We start from the raw sequence: 25760 nt of genomic DNA on the forward strand, positions 1-25760 counted from the left end.
AAGGCGAATTGAATTGCCTGCGCGAATGATGAATAAACGCTCTGAAGATGAATAAACGCTCTGAATACCGGATGGCATTCAAGCACATTGTCATCCGGTTTCTCACTTTTTGATTCATGCCCCTGTTCCACGGAGCAATCAACCATGCTTTGAAAAGAACAATCAAGCGTGAAAAAATTCACCTGCATGCATCATGCAAGGCGATAAATATCATCTTCCAATGATTCGCTTTGCATGAAGCGGCTGAAACGTATTGTTCGGCGAACAGTCTGGAATGAAAAATAATGTTCAATGAGAACCGGCCCTTGCCATCAAACTTCGCTTGCCAACAAGAGTACGATCAATATACCGCTTGATTTCCCTTGCCTGCTCATCCGTCAAACATTCTTGCCCGAGCACTGCCAAAAAATATCTGACTGATCTGCGGGAAGGTATATGCCTGGATGGCGCGCGTGCATATAAAATGCCCAGCTCATACGCCGCGTCAAAATCGCCCAACGCATATGCTTTCTTGAACCAAAACCTGGCTAATCTCTTTCGCCCAGCATTTTTGTAAACAAGGCCGAGATTAAAGCATGCGACAAAATATCCTTTGCTTGCAGCCAGGCGATACCATTGAATGGCAAGCCTGCGGTTTTTTTTCACGCCCCGCCCATGATCATACAAGAAACCAATGCTATTCAATGAATCTGGTCCTCCGTCTTGTGCATCCTGCATGAAAAGGCGAAATGCTTTATCTGCATCTCCACAATCCAGCGCCTTATTGGCCGCATCAAACAAAGAAGTATTCATTCCGGTCGCTCCTGATGCAAACTGTTTTCTTCTGCTTACGTGAATGATCAAACCCGGGCTGCCTTGTTTTTTTGTCTTTCCCGGTTTGACGGCCGGTTCAAATATTCCTGAAATTTGTCAGGTGCGGCCATGCGATGTTTGCATGGATTATCTGTATACCGCCCTGAAGAACCTTCTGCCGCTCCTTTTTCACCCCCGCTGCCCATGGCAAACGAAAAAGCAGCTGGCGGATGCTTTGCAAGACGGTAGCGGCAAGGCCTGAGCCAGGAGCAGGCACAGGAAGAGGAGGACCATAGCCTTCGCTCTTTGATTGATAGCTGCAAGTCTTTGTCCAGACTGCGCAAGAGGCGTTTTTCTGCCCTTTGAATTTGCTCCTCTTCTTGAGTCGGCCCGGCCCTGTGGGCAGGCGCTCAGGCATCATGCCCGGCCATGACGGAACGCGCTGCTCTTTCCCGCTGGCTTTTTTTCTTGCCGCGCAGGCTGGCCTGGCATTTCATGAATCCGGCGGCTTCGCCTGTGCTGGTGGCCTGGCGCGTGCTGATGCGGCGCTGCGCGCAGGAGCGGCTGAGCGTGACGGCCGGCTCGCTGACTTTCACCACGGTGCTGGCGCTGGTGCCGCTGGCGGTGGTGGCGCTGTCGCTTTTCACGGCTTTTCCTTCGTTTGAGCGGCTGCGGCTGGCGCTGCAAGAGTGGCTGGCGGGCAACCTGATTCCGGCCGGCATTGCCCAGAGCGTGCTGGAGAACCTGACGGCTTTTGCGGGCAAGGCCAGCCAGCTTGGCGCGGCGGGGCTGGCGGTGCTGGTGTTCACTTCGCTGTCGCTGATGCTCACCATCGACCACGCGCTAGGGGGCATTTGGCGCGTGCCGCGCCCGCGCCCGCTGGGGCAGCGCCTGCTGGTGTATTGGGCGGCGCTGACGCTGGGGCCGCTGCTGCTGGGCGCCAGCCTGGCGATTACGAGCTATGTGATGTCGCAATCCGGCGCGTGGCTGGCCTGGCTGCCGCAGAAGGCGGGGGTGGCCCGGCATGCCCAGCAGGGCGCCGTGGCGGCGCTGCGCGCTTTGCAGCTGCTGCTGCCGGTGGGCGGGCTGGCGCTGCTGTATCACTATGTGCCCAATACGGCCGTGCTTTGGCGGCACGCGCTGGCGGGCGGCGCTTTTGCCGCGCTGGGGCTGGCTGCACTGCGCTGGGGCATGGGACTGTATCTGGCGCAGGCGCCCAGCTATTCGCTCATTTACGGCGCTTTCGCCGCCGTGCCGCTGCTGCTGCTGTGGATGCATCTTTCGTGGTTCATCGTGCTTTTGGGCGCGGTGCTTGCGGCCAGCCTGCCTTTGTTGCAGGAGGCGGCAGGCGCGGCCCGCGCGCGCTTGCGCTGCGGCCAGACGCCAGGCTGGCTTTTCCAGCTGGCCGCTGAAGCCTTGCAGCAGCTGGCCGCCGCCCGCGACACGCCCGCGCATGGCCTCACGCTGATGGAGCTGGCCGCCGCTTTGCGCGCCGATCCGCTGCAATTGCCGCCCGTGCTGCAAGCCTTGCAGGAGCTAGGCTGGACGGGGCAGCTGAGCGCGCAGGGCGCCTGCCCGCTGCCGCGCTACGTGCTGCTGGCTGATCCGGCGCGCACGCCGCTGGCGCCGCTGGTGGAGCGCCTGTTGCTGGCCCCGCCGCAGGCTGGCGCCGGTGCGCCGCTGGATGCCTTGCCAGACGCACCGCCCGCCTTGCCCGCGCTGTGGCGGCACTGGCGGGCGCTGAAGTTGCTGGATTTGCTGGAGCCGGGCCGAGCGGCTGGCAAGGCCGCTTGGGCAGCGGAGCAGCATGCGCGGGGCGCATCGCCCGGGCCATAGCCCGCCAGCGGGTGGTCTGTGCGCGGCAGGCGGCGGCAGCGCCACTATGCTTCGCGCCCTGATGTCCTCTTCCCCATTGCCTTCTTCGCCTCGCCTTTCAGATGTTTTCGCGCGCGCCCATCTGGTGCTGGGCGGCCAGAAAAGCGGCAAATCCCGCTGGGCCGAAGAGGCGGCGGCCCGCTGGCTGGCGGCAGACCCCACCCATGAAGCCGTGCTGCTGGCCACCGCCTGGCCGCACGGGCCGGAAATGCGCGAGCGCATCGCCCGCCACCAGCGCGAGCGCGCCGAGCGGGCGCCGGGCATGCGCACGCAAGAAGCCTGGCGCGATCTGCCCGCAGCCATTGCTGGCGCAGGCGGCGAGCGAACCCTGCGCGTGGTGGACTGCCTCACGCTCTGGCTCACGCAAATCATGCTGCCGCCGCCGGGCATGCCCGCCTTGCGGCAGCCGCCCGACGCCTTTCTGGCCGCGCCCGCCGCCCCGGCCTGGCAGGCGCAGGCTGCCTGGCTGCTGGACGCCGCGCGGGCCTGCCCCGGCCCGCTGGTGCTGGTGAGCAATGAAATCGGGCTGGGCGTCATCCCCCTGGGGCGCGAAACGCGCGCGTTTGCCGACGCCCTGGGCTGGCTCAACCAGCAGGCCGCCGCCTGCTGCGAGCGCGTGACCTTCATGGCCGCTGGGCTGCCCCTGCACCTCAAGGCATGAGCGCGCGGCGGCAAGCGAAGGCGCGCGAAGCTGGCAGGCATGAAAGAGCGCTGATTCAGCTCCTTGATCAATAGCGTGATGTCCTAGTGGAAACTGCGCGAACAGCCTTTTCACACCCCTTGAATTCGCTCCTTTTTCTGATGAAAGAAATGCCATGATTTCTGAACCTCGCTTGCCAGCCGCTGCGCCTTGCACTGGCGGCCCCAATCTGGCTTGGCTGGCTCGTCTGGCCCGTCTGGCCGCCGTGGCGCTGCTGCTGGCCGGCGCAAGCGGGCTGGCGCAGGCGGCGCAGGGCTACGAAGCGCGGGATGACCGCGGCCAGCTCCTGCGCTTTGCCGCGCCGCCGCAGCGCGTGGTGAGCCTGCTGCCATCCATCACCGAAAGCATTTGCGCACTGGGCGCGTGCCAGCGCCTGGCAGGGGTGGACCGCTACGCCAACTGGCCCGCCAGCGTGCAGGCGCTGCCGCGCGTGGGCGGCGGGCAAGACCCGGACGTGGAAGCCATTCTGGCGCTCAAGCCTGATCTGGTTTTCATGGCCGCAGGCTCGCGCGCCGCGCCGCGCCTGCAAGCGCTGGGCCTGCGCGTGGCGCAGCTCGACACCCGCACGCAGGCCGACGTGCGCCGCGTGCTGCACACGCTGGCGGCCATGCTGGCGCTGCCCGGCGGGCAGGCCGAGCAGACATGGCAATCCATTGAAAACGCGGTGGATGAAGCCGCGCGCGGCATGCCCGCGCAGGCCCGTGGCGCGAGCGTGTTCTTTGAAGTCAGCAGCGGCCCCTACGCAGCGGGCGAAAGCTCCTTCATCGGCGAAACGCTCCAGCGCCTGGGCGTGCGCAACGTAGTGGGCGCCGCGCTAGGCCCCTTCCCGCACCTCAACCCCGAATACGTGCTCGAACACCGCCCCGACGTGCTGATGGCCACCAGCCGCAGCCAGCTGGCCGCGCAGCCCTACCCCGGCTGGGAAAAGCTGCCCGCCTGGCGCGAAGGGCGCCTTTGCATCTTCAACGCCGAAGAAACCGACACCCTCATCCGCCCCGGCCCCCGCATGGCCGAGGCCGCCCGCCTCATGGCCCGCTGCCTGGCCGAAAAAGCGCCGCGCGCAAGCCCTGGCGAGGCCCGCGCAACGCCCCGGCCCTGAAGCGCCCGAATATCTGACGGCCCCGGGAGCGCTTTGCGGCCCGCCGTTTTCAGGGCGCGCTCCGCGCCTTTCGACCATTTATCTGGCCATTTGAAACCGGAAAACGCACAATACGCCAGGGCCGGTTATTGCACGGCAGCGCGAAAAACTGCCCGCCCGGCGAACCGGAAAAACGCGCCATTTTCAACAACCTCTGCCCCAAAACCGCCATGAAAAACCTTTTCCAGCCTTTCACCTTCAATAACGGCGTTGAAATTCCAAACCGCCTGGCCGTGGCGCCGATGACCCATTTTGCTTCCACGCCGCAAGGGCGCATCAGCGAAGAAGAGCGCCTGTTTCTGCAAGGGCGCGCCAGCGGTTTCGGCCTTTTCATCGCTGCTGCCACGCTGGTTTCGCCCGAAGGCCAATCCTTTGAAGGCGAGCCTTACGCCATCAGCGCCGCCGATGTGCCCAGCCTGAGCGAAGTCGCGAAAATCATTCAGGCCCAGGGCGCCAAAGCCATTTTGCAATTGCACCACGGCGGCAAACTGGCGGAAAAGCATTTGATTGGCAGCCTGGACAAAATCGCCCCCAGCGACGACAGCGCCACCGGCTCGCGCGCCATGACAGAAGCGGAAATCGCCCGCGTCATCGCCGCATTCGGCCACGCCGCCGAATGGGCCATTCAAGCCGGATTTGACGGCGTGGAAATTCACGGCGCCAATGGCTATCTTTTGCAGCAGTTTTATTCCGGCCACAGCAACCGCCGCGCTGACGAATGGGGCCAAAACCGCCTGCGCTTTCCCCTGGCCGTGACGGACGCCGTGCTGGCCGCGCGCGAAAAGCACCGCCGCCCCGGCTTCATCATCGGCTACCGCTTCTCGCCCGAAGAGCCGCAAGAAAACGGCATCACCATGACCGAAACCTTCGCGCTGGTGGACGCGCTTGTGCAAAAGCCGCTGCAATACCTGCACGTTTCCCTGCACGACTTTTTCAGCTGCGCCCGCCGTGGCGCAGACAGCCAGCGCATGCGCGTGGATTTGCTGCACCAGCATATTGGCGGCAAACTGCCCCTCATGGCCGTAGGCGGCCTGCTGACCGCTGCGCAAATTGAAAAAGCCTGGGCCACCGGCGCGGCGGAACTGATCGCGCTGGGCCGCGCCGTTTTGCTCAATTCCAATATGGCCGAACTGCTGAAAAGCGGCGAATATGACCGCATTGAAACCGAACTGGACCCCGCGCAAAAAGCCAAATACCGCTATCCCGAAAACCTGTGGAAACGCAATATGCAGAATGCGGGATTTCTGCCCAAAGTCAAGGGAGCGTGAAAATCATGCATAGGCATGCCCGTTTTTGGTTTTTTGCGCTGCTTGTTTGCCTGCTGGCCGCCCGTGCAGCCGGCGCCGCTGAAACCGCCGGCCCCAAGCCCGCCGATTTATGGACGGGCGACTGGCTGACCGTTTGCGATAACACGGGCAGCTGCCGCACGGCAGGCTACAACGCTAATGGCGCTGACCGCCTCATTACCTTGTCTTTTTATCGCAAGGCAGGCGCCCAAGCCAAGGTTGCAGGCCTCTGGTTTGCCATTTATCGCGGCAGCGACGAGCCATTGCCTGAAGGCGGCAGTTTGCGGATTGACGGCAAACCGCTCACTCGCAATGAAATACTCACGCCGCAGGAAATTGCCGCGCTGCTCGAGGCACTCAAGCGCGGCAGCAGCATCACTTGGGCGGCTGAGGGCGGGCCGGTCTGGCAGCTTTCCAGCAATGGCGCGCTTGCTGCCCTGCGCTTCATGGACGATTACCAGCAACGCAGCGGCACGCCATCCGCGCTCATTGACAAAGGCCGCTCGCGGCGCCCCGTGCGAGCGCCTGCCGCCGTGCCCAAAATTCAGGCGGCGGCTGCCACGGCCAGGGAGCAAAGGCGCGTGCTGGCGCATTCCGATCCGCAATTTGCCGCCTTGCGCGAAATGCTGGAAAAAAAGGAAAACGCGAATAAATGGAGGCTGGATGGGTGCGATGTGTTCAGTCACGACGAATGGCGGACCATTACGCTTGACCCTCTGACTTCCAATCTCACGCTGGCAGAAATTCCCTGCGCGCATACGGGTTTCAACAGCCATAATGCCTATGCCGTGCTGACTCGCGATCTGAATCACGTTGTGGACGTAATTGACAGCCATATCACTAACGATTATGGGCTTGACGAACAAGGCGTTTTGACCATTACCGGATACTGGAAAGAAACGGCCCCGGGCGATGGGCAATCATGGGAAACCTGGGTGTGGACAGGCAGGCGTTTTGTTCTGGCCAGCAAAAGCAACAGCGGTATGGCGCGCGGTTTTGACGGATTTGCTGATACTCCACCTTGGGAATTTACGCAGCACACCAGCCAAGTGTTGCCGCCCAAAAAGAAACGCCGCTCAGGAAAACCGTAAAGGCCGCCTATTCGAATGGTTTGGCGGCTGCACATTCAGCCGGGAGCGGCAGCGCCTGCTGGCGGGAGCGCCATTCACTCCCCGCCTTGGCCGGTTTCCGCCGGGCCAATGCCGGCATCTCACGGAAAAAGCCGCGTCCATGCCCTCGCATGAAAGCCGCCTTGCGCGCCAGCCTGATGCGGCATCTGACGGCCACGCCCGCCGGGAGCATCACATCAGAATCAGGAGCAAATCCAAGGGGGTTGAAATGCCGCTTCGCGCAATATCCACTAGGACATCATGCTATTGAATAAGGAGCGAATATGAGCCGGTCTGCTTTGCGGCCGCCTACCAGGCGTGGGGCGGCAGCTCAATGACGGGTTCGCCTGTGCGCTGGTCGATGAGCGGCAGGGGCAGGGGGCTGCGGGGGCGGCCATAGATGCGGCGGATGCGCTCGGGCAGCGGCGGGTGCGTGGCAAGAAAGCGGCCCAGGCGGCCCGGGTTTTCGGGGGTGGGCCACTGGCCGTCGTCGGCCACCAGAAAGAGGTGGGAGGCGCGGCTGAGCCGCAGCAGCGGGCGGGCCAGGGGGCGCCGGGCGGCGGCTTCCTGCTGCTGGGTGAGGATTTTGCGCAGGGTGCGGCCCAGGCCGTCGGCCTGGCGCGTCCATTGCACGGCGCGGGCGTCGGCCAGGTATTCGCGCTCGCGCGAGACGGCTGCTTGCAGGATGTGGCCGGCCAGCCAGCCCAGCCAGCCCACGGCCATGATGATGGGGCCGAAAACAAGGCCGAGCGCGGCCAGCGGCGTCTGGAAGGTGCGCAGCTGCCAGCGCCAGTCTTTGTTGCGCCGCTCGCCGTCCGCCTCCAGTTCAGGGATGAGGCTGCGGCCAAAGTCCCACACCATTTCCAGGCCGGCCACCATGCCCATCAGGCGCATGTTCAGGGCGGTGTCGCCTTCTTTGAGGTGGCTGCATTCATGGGCGATGAGGCCCATGAGTTCGTCGCGCGTGAGGCGCTCGAGCGCGCCATCGGTGACGGTGACGGCCCAGTCCAGCGGCGTGGTGCCGGTGGCAAAGGCGTTGATGCCTTCATGGCGCGGCAGCACCATGACGGCGGGCGCGGGCATGTGCGCGGCAATGCAGATTTCGCCGACGATGTTCACCAGCCGCTGCTCGGCAAAGCGCGTGCCCGGCTGCGCGCGGCGCGCGCCCAGCTTTTCGGCCAGGCGCACGCCGTGGCGGCAGTTGCTGCTTTCAATCCACCAGCCGCCCAGGATGAGCAGCAGCGTCAGCCCGATGTTGATGGGCATGAAGCCCAGCGGATACGCGGCGTAATGGGGGTCGAACGCATTCCAGATGACCCACGGCAGCGACAGCGCCAGGTTCATGCCCACGGCGGTGGCCGTCACCGCCAGCGCGAAAGCCCATGAGAGCTGGCGGGAACGGGTGCGGGCGTCGGCTTGCTGGTCAAAAAAGCGCATGTTTTCTGAAATCAGATGGAGATGGCTGGATAAAACCGCTGCAAATCACCTTGTTCAATATGCAGCGCGGATGGCGCTTATTTTTCCAGGCTTTTTGAGACGAAAATACTGACGCGATGCTGGCTCATGTCGAAATTGACGTTTCCCGCCTCTATTAAAACTCTGGTTTCGGGGCACGCCAAGCGCCATTTTCCGGGTTTGAGAAGCAGTGTTTTGATCCAGATTCCCTTGCTGTTCATTCCCGTGGATGTTTCGAGAAGATTGATGCCGTGCCGCTCGGTCACGCCATGGGACGAAAAGGAAAGCGTGGTATTTCCCGCAATGGCCTTGCTGAAGTTCGCGAAATCAGCCACGGGAAGCGGAGGGGTAATTTCGAAGCCAATTTCCATTGCATGAAAGCGGTTGCATGGAACTTCAAATGCCGCCCGGAACCCGTTTTTGAAAATGGAAGGCTCGTGCATTTCTTTTTCCCTGAGTTCAGAAAAGAACAGAAAACCCAGGGCCAGCGCAGGCGCCAGGATCAATATCATGGCGCAGAGCATTTGCTTGTTTGTTTTCATGAACAGGGCTGCATGCCAATGGCAAATAGCGGGCCGGAGTGGCCCGCTTTGCGGCTTGGGGCGCGTTCAGAAGGCCACGCGCGGCGCGGCGCGTTCGGCCTCGCTGGCGGTGGATTCCAGCGGCGCGGCGGGGGCGAAGCCGGTCAGGCGGGCGAGCAGCACATCAGGGAAAGCCTGCACGGCGTTGTTCAGGTCAAGCACGGCGTCGTTGTAGGCCTGGCGGGCGAAGCCGATGCGGTTTTCGGTGCTGGTGATTTCCTCGCTCAGCTCGCGCATGTTCTGGTCGGCTTTGAGCGCGGGGTAGCTTTCAGAGACGGCCAGCAGGCGGCCTACCTGCCCCATGAGCGCCTGCTCGGCCACGGCCAGCGCGCCGATGGCCGCCGCGTTGCCCGGGTTGGCGCGCGCGGCGGCAGTGGCTCCTTGCGCCTGCCCGCGCGCCTGGATGACGGCGGTGAGCGTGGCGTTTTCATGTTCCATGTACTTGCGGGCGACTTCCACCAGGTTGGGAATGAGGTCGTGGCGGCGCTTGAGCTGCACGTCAATCTGCCCGAAGGCATTGGCGATGCGGTTGCGCAGCTCCACCATGCGGTTGTAGGCGCGCACGGCCCACAGCAGCACGCCTGCAATCAGCGCGCACACGATGATGAGACCCATGAAAGAAACCGGCATGGCGTTTTTCCCTTTCTGGCAATGGAGGTTGGAAGGTTTGCAAATGTATCAAATAAGAGGCCATGTTATGTCTGATTCTGGCTTTTCATGTCGCTTTTTTTTGCTTATCCCAAGGGCAGGGCGCAGGTGGCGCGGCTGAGTTCGTCGTGCCAGTCCAGCACGGGACGGACGTTGATATCGATCTGTCCGGCGCCCAGCGTTTCGATGAAGGCGCAGGCGGCCCAGGCGCTGGCCGTTTGCTCGTAGCGGGCGATCCAGACGTCGCGCTCGGCCTGCCTGCCGGGGGCGATGGGCCATGCCCGGCTTCCGTTCCGGATGTGGGCATTGATGCCGATGCGCCAGGGCTTGGCCGTGACGCGGGCGCGAAAGCACTGCTGCAACAGGCACATGCGCTGATAGACCGGATCAACCCGCACGGCTTTGAACAGCTCCTGAACGGCGGGATCGCCGGGCGCGAAGGTGCGGTGCGTGGCCAGCAGGCGCAGGCCCGCCGGTGTTTGGTAGAGGCGCAGGCTCCAGTCCGGGCGGGCTGAGGCGAAGCGGCGAATTCTTTTCAGCGAGGCGCGGCGCGCGGCGGCGGGGCGATGGCGCCAGCGCTGCCAGTGCGCATAAATCCATGCGGATAGCAGCAGCGCGCACGAGATGTAAAAGGGCAGCGGCGAGCACGGCGGTTTGCAGGCTGGGGAGAGCAGCCAGCAAAGCGCGCAAAGCAGCGTGACCAGGGCCAGCAGTGCGATCAGGCAGCCGATGCCGTGGCCGGTGTATTGGGCATCGTCCACGTCGGCAAACAGCACGTCGGGTGTGTTGATGCAGTGCGCGCCATAGCTGTTGCGCGTGAGCACGGCGCTGCCGTGGCGGGCCAGCACTTCCTCGCAGATGGGCAGGCCCTGCGCGCCGTTGTAGCCGGGGCGGTTTTCATGGGCGCTGGCCTGGCCTTGCGCGTAGGCGGCCAGCGCCTGCCGCAGGCGCTCTTGCGCGTGCGCTTCGGCGGCCTGCTGGCTGTCGTCAGACCAGCCCCAGCGGCGCACGGTGACGGTGTGGCGCCAGCGGTTTTGGGCGGGGGCGGAGGCGCTGGCCCAGTATTTCGGAATCAGCATGGCGGGTGAAGGCAGGCGAGGCAGGTTTCAGAATGTGACGATTGTGATGCTGCCAGCGGAGCAGTCCAGGCGCCCAGTCCAGACGCCTCGTCTGCCCCAGAGAAAAACCGCCTTGCAGCCCATCCCGATCCGCACTTGCGCCCCTTGCGGCCCGATCATGTGCAGGACCTCATCATTGCGCGCAGGCTTTGGGTGAAGACGCAACGGAGCCGTTCTGGATGCTCTTTGCCGCTGGATGCGCAACGAGGGTTTGCCATGGATAAAAGAGCAGGCGAATTCCTTGCGCAGCCAAACCAGCGGCTGGCCGTTGTGCCCGCAGCCTTTGCCCGGCACGGCGCTGCCGCTCTGTTATGGCTTGTATTTGTTTGCAACAATCGCGCGCTTTGGCTCGTCCGGTTTTGCGGCTGTCCTGCCCGCTGCGGCCATTGGCTTTTTTCCGCTGCCCTGCCAGCGCCTGCCCTGTATGTTCCAGTACCTGTCAGACCTGCTGTTCAAGTTTCTGCAAAACCTGCCGCGCATTGTTCGCGTGTTGCTGTGGGCGGTGGCGCTGCCTCTGGCCGTGGCGGCTGTAGGGGCGTGGCAGCTGGCGCTGTATCCCGATGGGCAGGCCCAGCGGCAGGAAGAAATCCGCCAGCTGGAAGGTATTCAGGCCGATTTGCAGGCTGCGCTGCAAGCCCGCCCCGCCGCCCCGCTGCTGGCAGAGGTGACTGACGAACAGCAGGTAGGGCAGGCCGCGCAAATGCAGGTGGAACGCCGCCTGCAACGCCTGCGCGAGGAGGCGGCGGCCGCGCCTGACGGCGATGAGCGCGCGGTCCGCCTGGTGCGGCTTGCGGCGCAGGTGACGGTGGCCGCAGGCGTGGCGGCGGCGCTGTGGGGCGGCCTGGGCATTTGGGCGGCGCGCCGCTCGGGGCGGCGGGCCATGCGCTCGCGTGACGAATTGATCAGCGCCTTTTCACGCTGGCGGCATGGGCTGGGGCGCTATCTGGGGCTGCTGCTCGCATTGCTGGCGCTGGCCCTGGTGGCGCTGTTGGTAGCGCGCGCGGCCGCCATGTGGGCGGCGCTGGCGGGTGACGGCGCGGCGCGGAGCCATATGCGGGGCGGCGTCTGGATGTTGCTGCTGGTGGCCTTTGCCGCCCTGGGCGCGCTGGCGGCTCTGTGGCGGCTGCGGCATGCCATGCCGGAGGCCGATGAGCCGGGCGAAGTGCTGGGCATGCTGCTTTCGCATGGGCAGGCGCCCGGTTTGTGGCGGCACGTGACCGATCTGGCCCGCCGCGTGGGCACCGCGCCGCCCGATCACATCGTGCTGGGCATGACCGAAAGCTTTTACGTCACCTGCGCCCGCCAGCGCGTGATGCCCGGCGGGCAGCTGCTGGAGGGCCGCACGCTGCATCTGCCGCTGACTTACCTGAGCTTGCTGCGGCGTGATGAGACGGATGCCATCCTCGCCCACGAGCTGGGCCATTTTCTGGGGGAAGACAGCGCCTACAGCGTCCGCTTTGCGCCCATGTACGCCAGCATGATGCACGCTCTCGACAGCGTGGCCGACGGCGATGAGGACCGGATTTCCTGGGGCTGCATCTCTGCCGTCATCTTTGGCGAATACGTTCTGGAGAGCTTTCACCGTGCCGTAAGCCACTGGAGCCGCGTGCGCGAGTTGCAGGCCGACGCTGTCAGCGCCCGCGTGGCCGGCCCCGAAGCCGCAGCCCGCGCGCTGGTGCATGTGAGCGCGCTGGAGCCGGTGGTGTATGAACGCCTGAGCGCCATTGCCCGCCGCCCCGCCGAGGCCGGGCAAGACCTCATCGCCATGCTTCAGGCCGACGTGCAGGCCCACCCCTTGCAGACGCATGACCTTGACGCCGAAGCCGCCACCAGCCACCCCTTTGACAGCCACCCACCCACGCTGGAGCGCCTGCGCGCCCTTGGCGCTCTGCCAGAAGGCAGCGGCAGCGCCAGCGCTCTGCCCGCGCTGGCCGCGCCCGATGCCGACTCGCTTGCCTGGGTGCGTTCCCTGTTTGCCGACAGCGACGCCGTGCAGCGCCAGCTGCTGCAAGACTTCAAAACCGACGCCGCCATGCACAACGAAGAAAGGCGCCGTGAACTGACCGAAATCCGTGACCAGGTGCATGGCGAGGTCATCGTGCGCGAGGGGCGCTTTTTTCTGGGGCTGACCGCGTTCATCACCCTGGGTCTGGGCGCTGCCGTTTGCGCCTGCGTCATGCACCGCGCCTGGCATGCCGCATTGGGGCTGCTGGCCGCCTGCGCCTTTTTCGCCTTCATGACCCGCTGGTTCTGGCTGCGCTGCCGCCACCCGGTGATGACCCTGACGCCCGCCGCCCTGCTTTTGCCCGGCCTGGCCGCGCCCCTGGAGTGGGGCGATATTGAAGATTTCAGCGCCGAAGACATCGGCAACTTCTTCACCATCACCTTCCAGCTCACTTCCGAAGCCGCCTTGCCCGTCCGCCAGCACGGCAACTATCAGCGCTTGAGCGTGAAGGCCAAAAAACGCAGCGTCATTGCACAAATGTCCAGCCCCAGAGGCCTGAAAAGACAGCGTCTGCTCGACTTGCTCGTCATCTACTTGCGCGCCTGGCATGCCAGTGAGGCGCTCAGGCAGATGTGAGCGTCCGCGCGCTTGCGGGCCGGTTGCGAACAGGTTCTGAAAACCGGCTCTTGCGGCTTGCCCATCAGCTGCCCCGGCTGGCGGCGGCGCAGCGGCGTCTCCAGTTCGCTTCCCGCCCGCCAGGCTGCATCAAAGACAGGAGCAAATTCAAGGGGGCAAAAATCCCATTTCGCGCAGTTTCCACTAGGACCTCGTGCTACGAATAAAGTAGCGAAAATAAGCGTTTGTCTGCGGCGCTTGCACGAACGGATTGCGAACGGATTCCCGGAATGCGGCGACGGTGATGCCGCCAGCGGGGCAGCCCAGACGCCTTGTCTGGCTCAAATAAAAACCGCCTTGCAGACGGCGAATCTGCAAGGCGGCTGATGAGAAGGCGGCAAGGCCGCCCGTGTGTCGGTCAGGCTTCGGCCTTGGCCTGCTGCTTGGCCACGCGGCTGGGCAGCTTTTCCTTGATGCGGGCGCTCTTGCCGCTGCGGCTGCGCAGGTAGTACAGCTTGGCGCGGCGCACGTCGCCACGGCGCTTGACTTCAATGCTGGCAATCAGCGGGCTGTAGGTCTGGAACGTGCGTTCCACGCCTTCGCCGCTGGAAATCTTGCGCACGATGAAGCTGCTGTTCAGGCCGCGGTTGCGCTTGGCGATGACCACGCCTTCATAGGCCTGGGCGCGCTTGCGGTTGCCTTCCACCACGTTCACGTTCACCACCACGGTGTCGCCGGGGGCGAAGTCAGGAATTTGCTTGCCGAGACGCTCGATTTCTTCTTTTTCGAGCTGTTGAATCAGGTTCATGAAAGTCCTCGTTTTCCGATCATGCTCACGCTACGCTAAAGGCGGCAACCCTGGGGGAAAGGACTCCCGCAGGGCCTGGGGTTCCGTGCCGCGGCTGGCAGAGGATCGCAAAGCCCGCCATTATAGCCAGCGCGGATGGTTGAGGCGCAGGCGCCCGGCTACTCTTCGACGAAGGCTTCTTCGCGCTTTTTGCGGATGGCTGGCAGCAGCACGACAGCCAGCAGCGAGGCGGCGGCGGCCAGCAGCGCGGCGGAAATGGGGTGCGTGACAAACACGCTCCAGTCTCCGCGCGAGAGCAGCAGGGCGCGGCGCAGGTTCTCTTCCATCATCTGCCCCAGGATCAGGCCCAGCAGCAGCGGCGCCGGCTCCATGCCGAGCTTGATGAACACGTAGCCGATGATGCCGAACCAGCCCAGCAGCCACACGTCCCAGGTGTTGTTGTTGAGCGAGTAAACGCCGATGGCGCAAAACAGCACGATGGCCGGAAACAGCCAGCGGTAGGGCACTTTCAGCAGCCGCACCCAGATGCCGATGAGCGGCAGATTGAGGATGACCAGCATCAGATTGCCGATCCACATGCTGGCGACCAGGCCCCAGAAGAGATCCGGGTTGCCCGTCATCACCTGCGGGCCGGGCTGAATGTCGTGAATGGTCATGGCGCCCACCATCAGCGCCATCACGGCATTGGGCGGAATGCCCAGAATCAGCAGCGGAATGAAGGATGTTTGCGAGCCTGCGTTGTTGGCCGACTCCGGCGCGGTCACGCCACGGATGTTGCCTTGGCCGAAGGGCACCTCTCCCGGGCGCAGGCGCGTTTTCTTTTCGACGGTGTAGGCGGCAAAGGCCGAGAGCATGGCACCGCCGCCGGGCAGCACGCCCAGCGCCGCGCCCAGCGCCGTGCCGCGCAGCATGGCGGGCATCATCAGGCGGAAGTCTTCCCGGGTGGGATACACGTGTTCCAGCTTGCCCGTGAAGACTTCGCGTTTTTCAGTGTGCGAGAGGTTGGAGATGATTTCGCCATAGCCGAAGATGCCCATGGCAATCACGATGAAGCTGATGCCGTCGCTCAGCTCCGGCACGTCGAACGTGTAGCGCATCACGCCTGAATTCACGTCCGTGCCCACCATGCCCAGCAGCAGGCCCAGAACGACCATGCCCACGGCCTTGAGCAGCGAGCCGGAGGCCAGCACCACCGCGCCGACCAGCCCCAGCACCAGCAGCGAGAAGTATTCGGCCGCGCCGAACTTGAAAGCCAGCTCCGCCAGCGGCGCCGCGAAAGCCGCCAGCGTGAGCGTGCCTACGCAGCCGGCGAAAAACGAGCCAATGGCCGCCGCCGACAGCGCCGGCCCCGCGCGCCCGCGCCGCGCCATCTGGTAGCCGTCAATCACCGTGACCACGGACGAGGCTTCGCCCGGCAGGTTCACCAGAATGGCCGTGGTGGAGCCGCCGTACTGCGCGCCGTAGTAAATGCCTGCCAGCATGATCAGCGCCGCCGTGGGCGGCAGCCCGTAAGTGGCGGGCAGCAGCATGGCAATGGTGGAAACCGGCCCAATGCCGGGCAGCACGCCAATGAGCGTGCCCAGCAGGCAGCCCACCAGCGCGTACAGCAGGTTTTCAACCGTGAAGGCGACGGAAAAGCCCAGCGACAGGTGCCCTTGCAGTTCCATCAGGGCGGGGGCGAAACCCGCCGCCCACTGACTCAGAATTTCCATTTTTCTTGTTGTTGCGGCTATCGGGGCCTGATCACCCGGAAATGAAAGCGGGCCAAACCTGGAACGGCAGCTTCAGCCCCACGACGAAAGCGCCCCAGCAACCCAGCGCCAGGACGGTGGCCAGCGCCAGCGATTCCTTCAGGCGCGATTCGCGGCTGGCCAGCGACGCCACCAGCACCAGCGCGTACACCGCAGCGATCAGGCCCATCGGCGGCAATCCCAGCCAGGGCGCGCCGCCCAGCAGCACGCCAAACAGCACGTTGGCCAGCGTCACGAAAAACAGCGGCCGCCAGGCCCAGCGCCCGACCGGCTCGCCGTCGGCGGTTTCAATAACCAGCGCCTTGAAGGCGATCACGGCCCCCAGCGCCGCCAGCAGCGCGCCCAGCGCCATGGGAAAGTAGCCCGGCCCCATGCGCGCCGTGCTGCCCAGTTCGTAATCCGTGGCGCCCCATGCAAAGCCCAGGCCAATGGCGATGAACAGCAAGCCGGCGAAAAAATCCTTCTGGCTTTTGATGAGCACGGCTCTCTTCTCCTCGCTCGTGTGTGAATGAATGGGGGCGATTGTTGCCAGCCGCATGAATGTTTTTCTTGTGGATGCCACCTATGAATTCATAAGCAGTGGCGCATCGCGCGCCCTGCTGCAAGGCGGACGGGCAGCGCCGCGCCAGCCGCCCGCAGCGGCCCTTTCAAGCCAGCACGCGGCCCGGGTTCATGATGTTTTGCGGGTCCAGCGCGCCCTTGATGGCGCGCATCAAATCCAGCGCCACGGCGGGCTTGTAATGCGGCAGCGTGTGCGCCTTGAGGCTGCCCACGCCGTGCTCGGCGCTGATGGAGCCGCCGTGCGCCTTCACGCTGCCATAGACGATGTCGTTGATGCGCTCTTCTTGCGTGCGCAGGAATTCGGCGGCATCCGCGCCTTCGGGCGCTTGCACGTTGTAGTGCAGGTTGCCGTCGCCCAGGTGGCCGAAATCGACCAGGCGCACGCCCGGTATGGCCTGGGTGAGCAGCGCGTCGGTGGCTTGCACGAATTCGGGAATGCGCGAGATGGGAATGCTGATGTCGTGCTTGATGTTCAGCCCCTCGGCGGCTTGCGCCAGCGGCACGCTTTCGCGGATGTGCCACAGGTTCTTGGCTTGCGCCAGGCTTTCGGCCACCACGGCGTCGCTCACGCAGCCCGCTTCCAGCGCGGCTTCCAGCAGGGCCTCAAAGCGCGCGCGGGCGTGGGCTTCGCTCTCGTCGTCGGAGTTTTCCAGCAGCACGCACCAGGGGCTGCTCTGCCACAAGGGCACGCGCAGCTGCGGGTAGTGCCGGTCCACCAGCTGGAGCGCAAATTGGCACATGGCCTCAAAGCCCGTCAGGCTGGAGCCGAGAAACTTTTGCGCCAGCCCCAGCAAATCAACGGCGGCGGCAATCGATGGCACGGCGGCCCAGGCCGTCAGCCGCGCGGCAGGCAGCGGATAGAGCTTGAGCGTGGCGGCCGTGATCAGCCCCAGCGTGCCTTCGCTGCCGATGTAGAGGTTGCGCAAGTCATAGCCCGTGTTGTCCTTGCGCAGGCCCGTCAGGCCGTTCCAGATGTCGCCTTGCGGCGTGACCACTTCCAGCCCCAGGCACAGCTCGCGCGCGTTGCCGTAGCGCAGCACTTGCGTGCCGCCCGCGTTGGCGGCCAGATTGCCGCCGATGGTGCAGCTGCCTTCGGCCGCCAGGCTCAGGGGAAAGAGCAGGCCTGCGTCACGCGCGGCTTGCTGCACGTTTTGCAGCACGCAGCCGGCTTCGGCGGTCATGGTGAGATTGGCCGCGTCAATGCCGCGCACGGCATTCAGGCGCGTGGTGGAAAGCACGACCTGGCGGCCGCTGGCATCGGGCACGGAGCCGACCACCAGCCCCGTGTTGCCCCCTTGCGGCACGATGGCCACGCCATGCGCGGCGCACGCGCGCACGCAAGCGGCCGCCTCCGCCGTGCTGCCGGGGCGCAGCACGGCCAGCGCCTTGCCGCGCATGCGCTGGCGCCAGTCCTGCTCCCAGGCCGAAAGATCGCCTTCAGTGAGCACGTGTTCGGCGCCAATGGCGCTGCGAAAAGTATCGAGAACAGGATGGGACATGAATATCTGGCTATTTGCAGTGGGAGAAAAAAGGAAAGGCTGATTTTCAAGCGCCCGCCGCTTCCTGCCTGGCGGTCTGCATGGCCTGCGCAGCCAGCCGGCCCGCCTTCAGCCGCGCCCGAATGTGCAGCACGCACGCGGCAAACAGCCCCAGGCACAGCAGCACCTCGCCCAGCGCCAGCCAGCGCGCAGGCGCGCCTTCTGTCGTGGCGCGCACCACGCCTTCGGTGAAATACAGCCACAAAAACAGGCTCACCCAGCGGTAGGTATAGAGCCGGTAGCGCCACAGCCCGCCCAGCGGCAGCAGCACGGGCAGCGCCTTCAGCGCCACCCACGAGCCGCCTGGCCGCAGCGGGGCCAGCCACAGCTCCCAGGCCAGCGCCAGCAGCGCCAGCGCCAGCACGCAGGCCACGGCGGCAGCGCGCGTGGCGCGCGCGGCAGGCGAAGGCCGGGCGGGGCAGGGCGCGCAAGCTGGCAAAGGAGCGGAAACAGCGGTCATGACAAGGGGCGGGCATCATACCGGCCTGCATTGATGCGTGGATGGACAGTCTGGCCGCACCCGGATGGGCAGGCACAGACGCCAGGGCCAGCAGCGCAAGAAGAGTGGAATAGCCCCAAAAAATAGAGCAAATCCAGAAGGCCAAAAAAGGCTTCTGCGCCCGTTCCACTAGGACCTCATGCTATCGATGCAGGAGCGAAATAAGCTTCTCCATCCTGGGTAAACAGCTTCTGCAACCCGCCCTTTTCGATATCCGCTGCCTGGCGCGCCACGCTGCTCCGAGCGCAAGCCGCGTTGGCCCGCTGGCTGAATGGCGGCCCCGGCAGCAATGACAAATCAGATGCGGCATGAAAGATTGAAGCAATGGCTGCCGCGAATTTCAGAAAGCTGATTTTTATCGCGTGCATGACGCTGGCGGCTTTGATTGATGAGCTGGCCTCATTGCCTCTGCGCATCCGGCGCAGTCTTTCGCCTGAAAATGGTTTTACCCGCCTGGCTGCACGTCATTAACCAATTGAATGTCACTGCTTTCACAAAACGCCGGAAAACAGCCGGCGCCCATGCGAAATAAACCCCATATTGATGCATGCGGACACCTTTGGTGGCGCTGTCGATGATTCAAAAAAAGAACAGCGTTTATAAAAAAGGCTCTTGCATTCTTGATTGACGCCTGGCCTGGGGCCAGACGGCAAAGCAAAGCGGGTTTTTGAAGGGGGCAGACTGGCGCGGAAAACGGCGTGGAAAACGGCGCGAAAAACGGCGCGAAAAACGGCGCGGACAGGGGCGCGAGGCTTTCCGGCGCCAAGCCTTCCGATAATCGCCTGCTTCGCCACTCGAACATGCCGCGCACCATGCTCCTCACCATTGCCACCCGCGAAAGCCGCCTGGCCTTATGGCAGGCCGAACACGTCAAAACGCTGCTCCAGCAGCAAGGGCATGCGGCTGCCCTGCTGGGCATGACCACGCGCGGCGACCAGATTCTGGACGTGGCGCTGAGCAAAGTCGGCGGCAAGGGCCTGTTCGTGAAAGAGCTGGAAACGGCGCTGCATGAGGGCCGCGCCGATCTGGCCGTGCACTCGCTCAAAGATGTGCCCATGGAGCTGCCGCCCGGCTTCGCGCTGGCCTGCGTGATGCGGCGCGAAGACCCGCGCGATGCTTGGGTGTCGCCCGGCTGCGCCAGCCTGGAGGAGCTGCCGCCGGGCGCGGCCGTTGGCACTTCCAGCCTGCGCCGCACCGTGCTGCTGCGCGCGCGGCTGGCGGCGCTGGGGCGGGCTGACGTGCGCATTGAGCCGCTGCGCGGCAACCTGGACACGCGCCTTCGCAAACTGGACGAAGGGCGCTACGCCGCCATCGTGCTGGCTGCCGCCGGCCTCAAGCGCCTGGGGCTGGGCGGGCGCATCCGCCGCCTTTTTTCTACTGACGAAATGCTGCCTGCCGCAGGGCAGGGCGCATTGGGCATCGAAATTTGCGAAGGCCGCGCTGATGTGCAAGCCGCGCTGGCGCCGCTGGCGGATCAGGCCACCTGGCTGGCCGTGGAGGCCGAGCGCGCCGTTAGCCGCGCCTTGGGCGGCAGCTGCTCCATGCCGCTGGCCGCCCATGCCACGCTGGAAGGCGGCGCCATGCGCCTGCGCGCCGCCTGGGGCGATCCGCAGGGACAGCCGCGCCTGGTGACCGCGCAAGGCAGCGCCGCCGTCGCCACGCAGGCCGAAGCGCGCGCCCTGGGCCAGCGCGTGGCGGCCGATTTGCAAGCGGGCGGCGCCAGGCCCTGAAAGCCTGCTCAACGTCAGGCCGTAGGGGCAAAAAGCGCGGCCTCAGGCGGCCTGCGGCCTTGGAAATCCTTGCCGAGTCACAAAGCCCGCTTGTGGTTTGTGATTCGCGCCGCGCAGCCCCCGATCCGCCGCCCCCACAGCCAGATGGCAGACGGGATCTATGCGACTGCTTGCGACTGATGCCGGAGCAAGTGGCGGTATGCCCGCCATGCGGCATTAAAAACAGGAGCGGATTTGATGGGGCAGAAATGCCTTTCTGCGCACGTTCTACTAGGACGACATGCTATGAATAAAGGAGCGAAAATATCCCTTCGTTATCGCTTTAAACGCCATAGCCCGCCCTTTCCGCCCTTGCTGCCAGGTTGCGGGCAGTCTCCGGACTTTGGTGAAAAAACAGCAGGATCAGCACAGCTCTTTTGGCGGCGGCCTTGTGTGACGGGTATTTTTCAAACACGGCAAAAATGCTTTTTGCAAATATGGACATTGCGGCTTTGAAAATGGCGGTTTTCGTGCGTTGAATGGCCCTTGAACCGGGGTGCACGGCGCCGCACGCGGGACGAGCGGGGCCGGTGCACAGGCAATGGCGTGACAAAATGCGCGGAAATCCGTTTGGACGGAAATCTCTTTTTGTTTTTCCCTTCCGTTTTTCGAGTAGTTGACGATCATGACCGAGCTTCTTTGCCCCCGTGCCCTCATTACCCGTCCGGAGCCTGAAGCCAGCCGCTGGGTGCAGGCGCTGGCCTCGCGGGGAGTGCCCGCGCATGTGCTGCCGCTCATCGCCATTCAGCCCGTGCCGGATGCAGCGGCGCTGATCGACACATTTGCACGCCTGGGCAACTATTCGGCGCTGATGTTCGTGAGCGGCAATGCGGCGCGGCACTTTTTCATGGCCTTCAAGCGCTTTGCGCCCAAGTTGCTGGAATCGGGCTTGCTGGAGATGGCCGCCTGGTCGCCTGGCCCCGGCACCAGCGCAGTGCTGCGCGAATGCGGCTGGCCTACGGCGTTGATCGTGCAGCCTGCGGCGGATGCGCCGCAATTCGATTCCGAATCGCTATGGCAGAGCGTGCGCGAAAACGTGCGCCCCGGCGAGCGCGTGCTGATCGTGCGCGGCGGCGATGCCCAGGGGCGCAGCCAGGGGCGCGACTGGCTGGCCGAGCAGCTGACGGAGGCGGGCGTGACAGTGGAGCAGGTGGTGGCCTACTGCCGCACCGCGCCCATCTTCAGCGCCGAGCAGAAGGCGCTGGCGCGCCAGGCGGCGGGCGATGGCACGGTGTGGGTGTTCAGCAGCTCCGAAGCCATTTCCAACCTGCGCAAGTCCGCGCCCGGGCAAAACTGGCAGAAAGCCCGCGCGCTGACCACGCATCCGCGCATCGCGCAGGCAGCGCGCGAGGCGGGCTTTGGCACGGTGCGCGAGTCCCGCCCTGTCATGCAGGCCGTGGTGCAGGCGCTGCGCTGCTGGGACGAGCCGCAGCAGGAGCCTGCGCAGGAGCAGGGCGCGCCGCAGCCCTGAAAAAGCGGCGCACATGAAAATAACGCCCGGATTCCGTCAGATCAATGGTTTGAAAATCGCTGAAATCCGCTCGCCAGAGCGGGCGATTGGCCATATTGGAGATGCGCTGGATTGACTGGGCGATGTGTCTTTCAAGACAAAGATGGCCGGATAAATCCGGCAACAATTTGCCGCCTGTCGCTTTCGCCTCGTCATTAGGGGTGATTTTCAAGGTATCCAGCGCATGACGGCAGGCGGGCGTTTTCAGATTCGCCATTGCGCCGTGCCGGGCATGGGTTTGTCTGGCGCTATTTTTTCGATAGGCTTGCATGAAGCGCTGGCGCGCGCCTGAAAGACGCCGTTGTTTCAGGATGCTGACAGGGCATTCAGGGTATTTGCAATGCCGCGCCGGATTTTGAATGCGCTTGAATGAATGGCTGAAATGAATATCGCCAGAGCGCATGGCGATGCTGGAAATGGATATTTCCTGTTGTTTGCGGTGCCGGGCGTTTGCCGGTTTGCATCAAGCTGAAAAAGGCAAAAAGGCGAAAACGGCAGCGCTGGGATTTAGCGGCTAGCCAGCTGCGGCAGCATCCAGACGGGAGTAAGGCCTGCAGGCAGGGGCGGCAGGCGGCCCAGGTCGGTGCGGCTTTCGCGGGGGCTGTGAAAGTCGCTGCCGCGCGAGGCGGCCAGGTTGAATTCCCGGGCGATGCTGGCGTAGTGCGCGATTTCGGCCGGGGTGTGGCTGCTGGTGACCACTTCAATGCCATGCCCGCCGTGCGCCTTGAATTCGGTAAACAGCGCGTATTTTTCGACGGGCGTGAGCCGGTAGCGCGCCGGGTGGGCGATGACGGCCACGCCGCCCGCCTGCGTGATCCAGCCTATGGCCTCGCCCAGCCCGGCCCAGTGGTGGGGCACATAGCCGGGCTTGCCGGCGGTGAGGAAACGGCGGAAGACTTCGCCGTTGTCGCGGCACACGCCGGTTTCAATCAGAAAGCGGGCGAAATGGGTGCGGGCGATGAGGGCGGGGCTGCCCGCATGGCGCAATGCGCCTTCGTAAGCACCTGAAATGCCTGCCTTGGCCAGCCCTTCGGCCATCTTCTGGGCGCGGGGGCCGCGCCCGTCACGGTTGGCGGCCAGGCCGCGCGCCAGGGCGGTGCTTTCCGCCGGGTCAAAGCCCAGGCCGACGATGTGGACGGTATCGCTTGCGAAGCTGACGGAAATTTCCACGCCGGTGAGGTAGCGCATGCCGCAGGCGCTGGCGGCGGCATGCGCGCGGGCCTGGCCGCTGATGACGTCGTGATCGGTCAGCGACCACAACTGCACGCCGTTGGCAGCGGCGCGCTCGGCCAGCGCTTCAGGCTCCAAGGTGCCGTCAGAGGCAGTGGAGTGGCTGTGCAGGTCGGCATTGAGTTCGGGCGAGAGGGGGGAGATGGAGGTTTTGGGGCGGCTGATGTTCACGTAGGCATTCTAGGAGGAAGGCAAGGGCGGGCAGGCCTGGAAAACCACCTAAACGAAGGGCTGAAAAAGCTTTTTCCGCTTTGAATTTAATAGCATGAAAACACGAGTGGACTAGGACATAAGGCCGTTTTGATGCTTGCTCAGCCAGATGTCACAGATATATTTGAAAATCATTTTCTTTCTTGAAAAGGTTTGGAGCCTGTTTTGCTTCTTACGGCCAGATTGCAAACAGGCGCTTAGCGGGGGGGCTCACTTTCAGCGGCCGGGCGGCTGCTGGGCGGATCGGGCGGCAGCAGGGTTTGCGCCGCGCTCTCGGGCAAGGCTTCCACTTGTTTGAGGGCGCGGTGCATCACGTTGCTGCGCGTTTGCGCCTGCTCGAGCGTGTTGAGCACGGTTTGCGTCTGGCTGCGGATGCGCGCGAGCACGTCGCCGAATTTGCCGAATTCGGTTTTCACCGCGCCCAGCACCTGCCAGACTTCGCTGCTGCGCTTTTGCAGCGCCAGCGTGCGAAAGCCCATTTGCAGGCTGTTGAGCATGGCCAGCAAGGTGACGGGGCCGGCCAGGGTGATGCGGCATTCGCGCTGCAAGGCTTGCAGCAGGCCGGGGCGGCGCAGGGCTTCGGCATACAGGCCTTCGGCGGGCAGAAAGAGGATGCCGAAGTCGGTGGTGTGCGGCGGCTGCAGGTATTTGTCGGCCATGCTGCGCGCTTCTTGCCGCAAGCGCGCTTCCAGCGCGCGGGCGGCGGCTTCGGCGGCAGGCGCGTCGGCTCTTTGCTGGGCGTCCAGCAGGCGCTCGTAGTCTTCGGTGGGAAATTTGGCGTCGATGGGCAGCCAGACGCTTTCGCCGTCTTCGCCCCGGCCCGGCAGGCGGATGGCGAAGTCCACGGCCTGGCGGCTGCCGGGGCGCGTGGCCACTTGCGCGGCGTATTGCTCCGGTGTGAAGACCTGCTCGAGCAGGCCGGCCAGCTGCGCTTCGCCAAAGATGCCGCGCGTTTTCACGTTGGCCAGCAGGTGCTTGAGATCGCCCACGCCTTGCGCCAGCGTGTGCATTTCGCCCAGGCCGCGATGCACTTGCTCCAGCCGTTCGGCCACTTGCCGGAAGCTCTCGCCCAGGCGCTGCTCCAGCGTGGTTTGCAGTTTTTCATCGACGGTGCGGCGCATTTCGTCCAGTTTTTCGGCGTTGCCTTGTTGCAGGCGGGCCAGCTCTTGCTGCAAGGCGCCGCGCACTTCCTGCAAGCGGCGGGCGTTGTTTTCGCTGAGCGATTGCAGTTGCGTGGCCAGCGTGTCGGCCAGCGTTTTTTGCAGCAGGGCCAGCTGCTGGGCGAAGGCGTCTATCTGCGCATTTTGCGTGCGGGTGGCTTCGGCGTTTTGGCGGGTGATGGTTTGCTGAAAGGCGGTGAGCGCGTGCAGGCTTTCTTGCCGCCCTTCGCGCGCGCCTTGGGCGATTTGCTGGCGCAGTTCGCGCTCCAGGCGCACGGAGGTTTCACGCTGCTCCTGCGCATGCGCGGCAGCCTGTGCGGCAGCGCTTTGGGTCAGCAGCTGCATGTCTTGCAGCGAAGGTGCATCCGCCGCGCGCTGCGGCCTGCGCAACAGCACGGCGATGAGCAGCGCGGCATTCAGCAAGCCCAAGGCCAGGGCGGCCCAGAAAAGAAAAGCAGGGTGGTTCATGGAAGCGAGCCGGTCCGGTCTCAATGACTGCCGTGGTGCGCCCGGATGGCGGCCACGATGCCCAGGGTGAAAAGGAGGGCGGCGGCCAGTTGCATGCCATCAGGCCAGGCGCGCGCCCAGAGCGCGTCGTAACACAGCGCGAAGAGGGTTTCGCTCACGATGAGCTGCCCGCACAGGCTGGCGGGCAGGCGCCGGCTGGCGACGTTCCACAACACGGTGGCCAGCCAGCTTGCGCAAAAGCCGATGGCGAAGGCCACCAACAAAAAAACGCCCAGGCCGGGTGTGGCGGCCAGCCGCGTGGCGGGCGTGCCGACGGCCAGCCACATGAGCGCGCCGCCCAAGCCCGTGGCCACGCCCAGCCAGTTGGTCCAGTCGCGGGCGCCGACATCAGGGTGGCGCTTGAGCCAAGCGGCGTTGAGCAGCGCGAAGGCCGTCCAGCTTGCCAGGCCGCCGCAAGCCAGCGCCAGGCCTGCGGCGTCTAAGCGGCCCGTGGCTGCGCGTTGCGCGCTGTGCAGCCCCATCAGCCACAGACCTGCCGCCGTGAGCGCCAGCCCCGGCAGCAGGGCGGCCCAGCGTAGGGATTGGGGCTTGCCCAGCAGCATCACCCAGATGGGCACGGTGCCCATGATGAGCGCGGGCAGCGCCACGCCCAGCCGCCGGATGGACAGCACGACCAGCAGGTAGTAGCCCGTAAAGCCCAGCACCGACAGCGCCAGCGCCGCCAGCCAGTGCCGCAAACCGGGCAGACGGCTGGGAGCAAAGCGCCAGGCCATCATGAGCAGCGCCGTCAGGCCATAAACGATGAAGCGGGCCGCGCTGACATCCAATGCCGAAAAAGCCGGAACCACGCGCGGCGCCAGAAAGGAAAAGCCCCAGAACGCGCCCGCGCCCAAGCCCGCAAAAACGCCAATCCACATGCTTAGAGCTTCGCCCGAAAAACGTTCATTTGCACACGCGCAACTCCTGAAAGGATAGCAGTGAATCAGGGCCGCGT

Annotated in this window: 25 protein-coding genes; 9 read left to right on the forward strand and 16 right to left on the reverse strand. The window is 64.5% G+C overall.

The annotated features are described in order from the left end of the window. Nucleotides 1-288: 288 nt before the first annotated feature. Nucleotides 289-792: a tetratricopeptide repeat protein gene (locus C1720_RS10645; protein ID WP_082202756.1), complete on the reverse strand. Its 504-nt coding sequence runs from the start codon at nt 790-792 to the stop codon at nt 289-291. Between the two features lie 43 nt (nt 793-835). On the opposite strand from C1720_RS10645, the gene C1720_RS13225 reads away from it, so the two are divergent. The 6 genes from C1720_RS13225 to C1720_RS10670 all read left to right on the forward strand — a co-directional run bounded on the left by C1720_RS13225 (nt 836) and on the right by C1720_RS10670 (nt 6882). Next, nucleotides 836-1054, forward strand: coding sequence for a hypothetical protein (locus tag C1720_RS13225; protein ID WP_146006993.1), 219 nt, complete (start codon nt 836-838; stop codon nt 1052-1054). 167 nt (nt 1055-1221) lie between these two features. Then, complete coding sequence (locus C1720_RS10650) at nt 1222-2628, forward strand: YihY family inner membrane protein (protein ID WP_102284181.1); 1407 nt, start codon at nt 1222-1224, stop codon at nt 2626-2628. Between the two features lie 61 nt (nt 2629-2689). Next, a complete protein-coding gene (locus tag C1720_RS10655) occupies nt 2690-3328 on the forward strand; it encodes a bifunctional adenosylcobinamide kinase/adenosylcobinamide-phosphate guanylyltransferase (protein ID WP_102284633.1) in 639 nt (212 codons plus the stop codon). A 154-nt stretch (nt 3329-3482) separates the two neighbouring features. After that, the gene (locus tag C1720_RS10660) at nt 3483-4466 is read left to right on the forward strand and encodes an ABC transporter substrate-binding protein (RefSeq protein WP_102284182.1); all 984 of its coding nucleotides are present in this window, start codon (nt 3483-3485) and stop codon (nt 4464-4466) included. A gap of 209 nt (nt 4467-4675) precedes the next feature. Next, nucleotides 4676-5773, forward strand: a complete 1098-nt coding sequence (locus C1720_RS10665) for an NADH-dependent flavin oxidoreductase (RefSeq protein WP_050716317.1) — start codon at nt 4676-4678, stop codon at nt 5771-5773. 5 nt (nt 5774-5778) lie between these two features. Beyond that, nucleotides 5779-6882 carry a DUF1176 domain-containing protein gene (locus tag C1720_RS10670; RefSeq protein WP_233200050.1) on the forward strand — a complete coding sequence of 368 codons (1104 nt, stop codon included), beginning with the start codon at nt 5779-5781 and terminating at the stop codon, nt 6880-6882. 327 nt (nt 6883-7209) lie between these two features. Here the strand turns inward: C1720_RS10670 and C1720_RS10680 are convergent, their stop codons facing one another. The 4 genes from C1720_RS10680 to C1720_RS10695 form a co-directional block, all read right to left on the reverse strand. After that, nucleotides 7210-8337, reverse strand: a complete 1128-nt coding sequence (locus C1720_RS10680) for a M48 family metalloprotease (protein WP_102284185.1) — start codon at nt 8335-8337, stop codon at nt 7210-7212. Nucleotides 8338-8414: 77 nt separating this feature from the next. Continuing rightward, on the reverse strand, nt 8415-8897 hold the full coding sequence (locus C1720_RS10685) for a hypothetical protein (protein ID WP_102284186.1): 483 nt from the start codon (nt 8895-8897) through the stop codon (nt 8415-8417). A gap of 66 nt (nt 8898-8963) precedes the next feature. Then, nucleotides 8964-9551, reverse strand: coding sequence for a LemA family protein (locus tag C1720_RS10690; protein ID WP_102284634.1), 588 nt, complete (start codon nt 9549-9551; stop codon nt 8964-8966). A 119-nt stretch (nt 9552-9670) separates the two neighbouring features. Beyond that, complete coding sequence (locus C1720_RS10695) at nt 9671-10663, reverse strand: hypothetical protein (protein WP_102284187.1); 993 nt, start codon at nt 10661-10663, stop codon at nt 9671-9673. Between the two features lie 361 nt (nt 10664-11024). Between C1720_RS10695 and C1720_RS10700 the strand changes: the two genes are divergently transcribed. After that, nucleotides 11025-13283, forward strand: coding sequence for a M48 family metallopeptidase (locus C1720_RS10700; RefSeq protein WP_146006994.1), 2259 nt, complete (start codon nt 11025-11027; stop codon nt 13281-13283). Between the two features lie 397 nt (nt 13284-13680). Here C1720_RS10700 and rplS read toward each other — a convergent pair whose 3' ends face one another. The 6 genes from rplS to C1720_RS10730 all read right to left on the reverse strand — a co-directional run bounded on the left by rplS (nt 13681) and on the right by C1720_RS10730 (nt 18787). Further along, a complete protein-coding gene (rplS, locus tag C1720_RS10705) occupies nt 13681-14070 on the reverse strand; it encodes a 50S ribosomal protein L19 (RefSeq protein ID WP_050714381.1) in 390 nt (129 codons plus the stop codon). A gap of 158 nt (nt 14071-14228) precedes the next feature. Continuing rightward, nucleotides 14229-15737 (reverse strand): tripartite tricarboxylate transporter permease, encoded by a 1509-nt coding sequence (locus C1720_RS10710; protein ID WP_050714380.1) that lies wholly within the window; start codon nt 15735-15737, stop codon nt 14229-14231. 76 nt (nt 15738-15813) lie between these two features. Beyond that, nucleotides 15814-16302: a tripartite tricarboxylate transporter TctB family protein gene (locus tag C1720_RS10715; protein WP_102284189.1), complete on the reverse strand. Its 489-nt coding sequence runs from the start codon at nt 16300-16302 to the stop codon at nt 15814-15816. 166 nt (nt 16303-16468) lie between these two features. After that, complete coding sequence (locus C1720_RS10720; protein WP_102284190.1) at nt 16469-17881, reverse strand: FAD-binding oxidoreductase; 1413 nt, start codon at nt 17879-17881, stop codon at nt 16469-16471. A 46-nt stretch (nt 17882-17927) separates the two neighbouring features. Beyond that, complete coding sequence (locus tag C1720_RS10725; protein WP_050714377.1) at nt 17928-18380, reverse strand: DUF2069 domain-containing protein; 453 nt, start codon at nt 18378-18380, stop codon at nt 17928-17930. A gap of 176 nt (nt 18381-18556) precedes the next feature. Continuing rightward, the gene (locus C1720_RS10730; RefSeq protein ID WP_146006995.1) at nt 18557-18787 is read right to left on the reverse strand and encodes a hypothetical protein; all 231 of its coding nucleotides are present in this window, start codon (nt 18785-18787) and stop codon (nt 18557-18559) included. Nucleotides 18788-19231: 444 nt separating this feature from the next. Here C1720_RS10730 and hemC point away from each other — a divergent pair, with 444 nt between their 5' ends. Further along, nucleotides 19232-20149, forward strand: a complete 918-nt coding sequence (gene hemC / locus C1720_RS10735; protein WP_233199938.1) for a hydroxymethylbilane synthase — start codon at nt 19232-19234, stop codon at nt 20147-20149. Nucleotides 20150-20551: 402 nt separating this feature from the next. Here the strand turns inward: hemC and C1720_RS13230 are convergent, their stop codons facing one another. Next, a complete protein-coding gene (locus C1720_RS13230) occupies nt 20552-20815 on the reverse strand; it encodes a hypothetical protein (protein ID WP_146006996.1) in 264 nt (87 codons plus the stop codon). Here C1720_RS13230 and C1720_RS10740 point away from each other — a divergent pair. Further along, a complete protein-coding gene (locus C1720_RS10740; protein ID WP_102284192.1) occupies nt 20814-21659 on the forward strand; it encodes a uroporphyrinogen-III synthase in 846 nt (281 codons plus the stop codon). The two genes, C1720_RS13230 and C1720_RS10740, sit on opposite strands and share 2 nt — an antisense overlap. On the opposite strand, the gene C1720_RS13235 is transcribed toward C1720_RS10740, so the two are convergent. From C1720_RS13235 to C1720_RS10755, 4 genes are all read right to left on the reverse strand, one after another. Continuing rightward, nucleotides 21574-22101, reverse strand: coding sequence for a hypothetical protein (locus tag C1720_RS13235; RefSeq protein ID WP_146006997.1), 528 nt, complete (start codon nt 22099-22101; stop codon nt 21574-21576). The two genes, C1720_RS10740 and C1720_RS13235, sit on opposite strands and share 86 nt — an antisense overlap. A gap of 104 nt (nt 22102-22205) precedes the next feature. Then, nucleotides 22206-23099: a 3',5'-nucleoside bisphosphate phosphatase gene (locus C1720_RS10745; protein ID WP_233199940.1), complete on the reverse strand. Its 894-nt coding sequence runs from the start codon at nt 23097-23099 to the stop codon at nt 22206-22208. 236 nt (nt 23100-23335) lie between these two features. Continuing rightward, on the reverse strand, nt 23336-24766 hold the full coding sequence (locus tag C1720_RS10750; protein WP_102284193.1) for a DNA recombination protein RmuC: 1431 nt from the start codon (nt 24764-24766) through the stop codon (nt 23336-23338). Between the two features lie 20 nt (nt 24767-24786). Further along, nucleotides 24787-25683, reverse strand: a complete 897-nt coding sequence (locus C1720_RS10755) for a DMT family transporter (protein ID WP_102284194.1) — start codon at nt 25681-25683, stop codon at nt 24787-24789. Between the last annotated feature and the right edge of the window lie 77 nt (nt 25684-25760).

Origin of the sequence: Ottowia massiliensis, from assembly GCF_900240305.1 — a bacterium.
GTDB lineage: Bacteria > Pseudomonadota > Gammaproteobacteria > Burkholderiales > Burkholderiaceae_C > Ottowia > Ottowia massiliensis.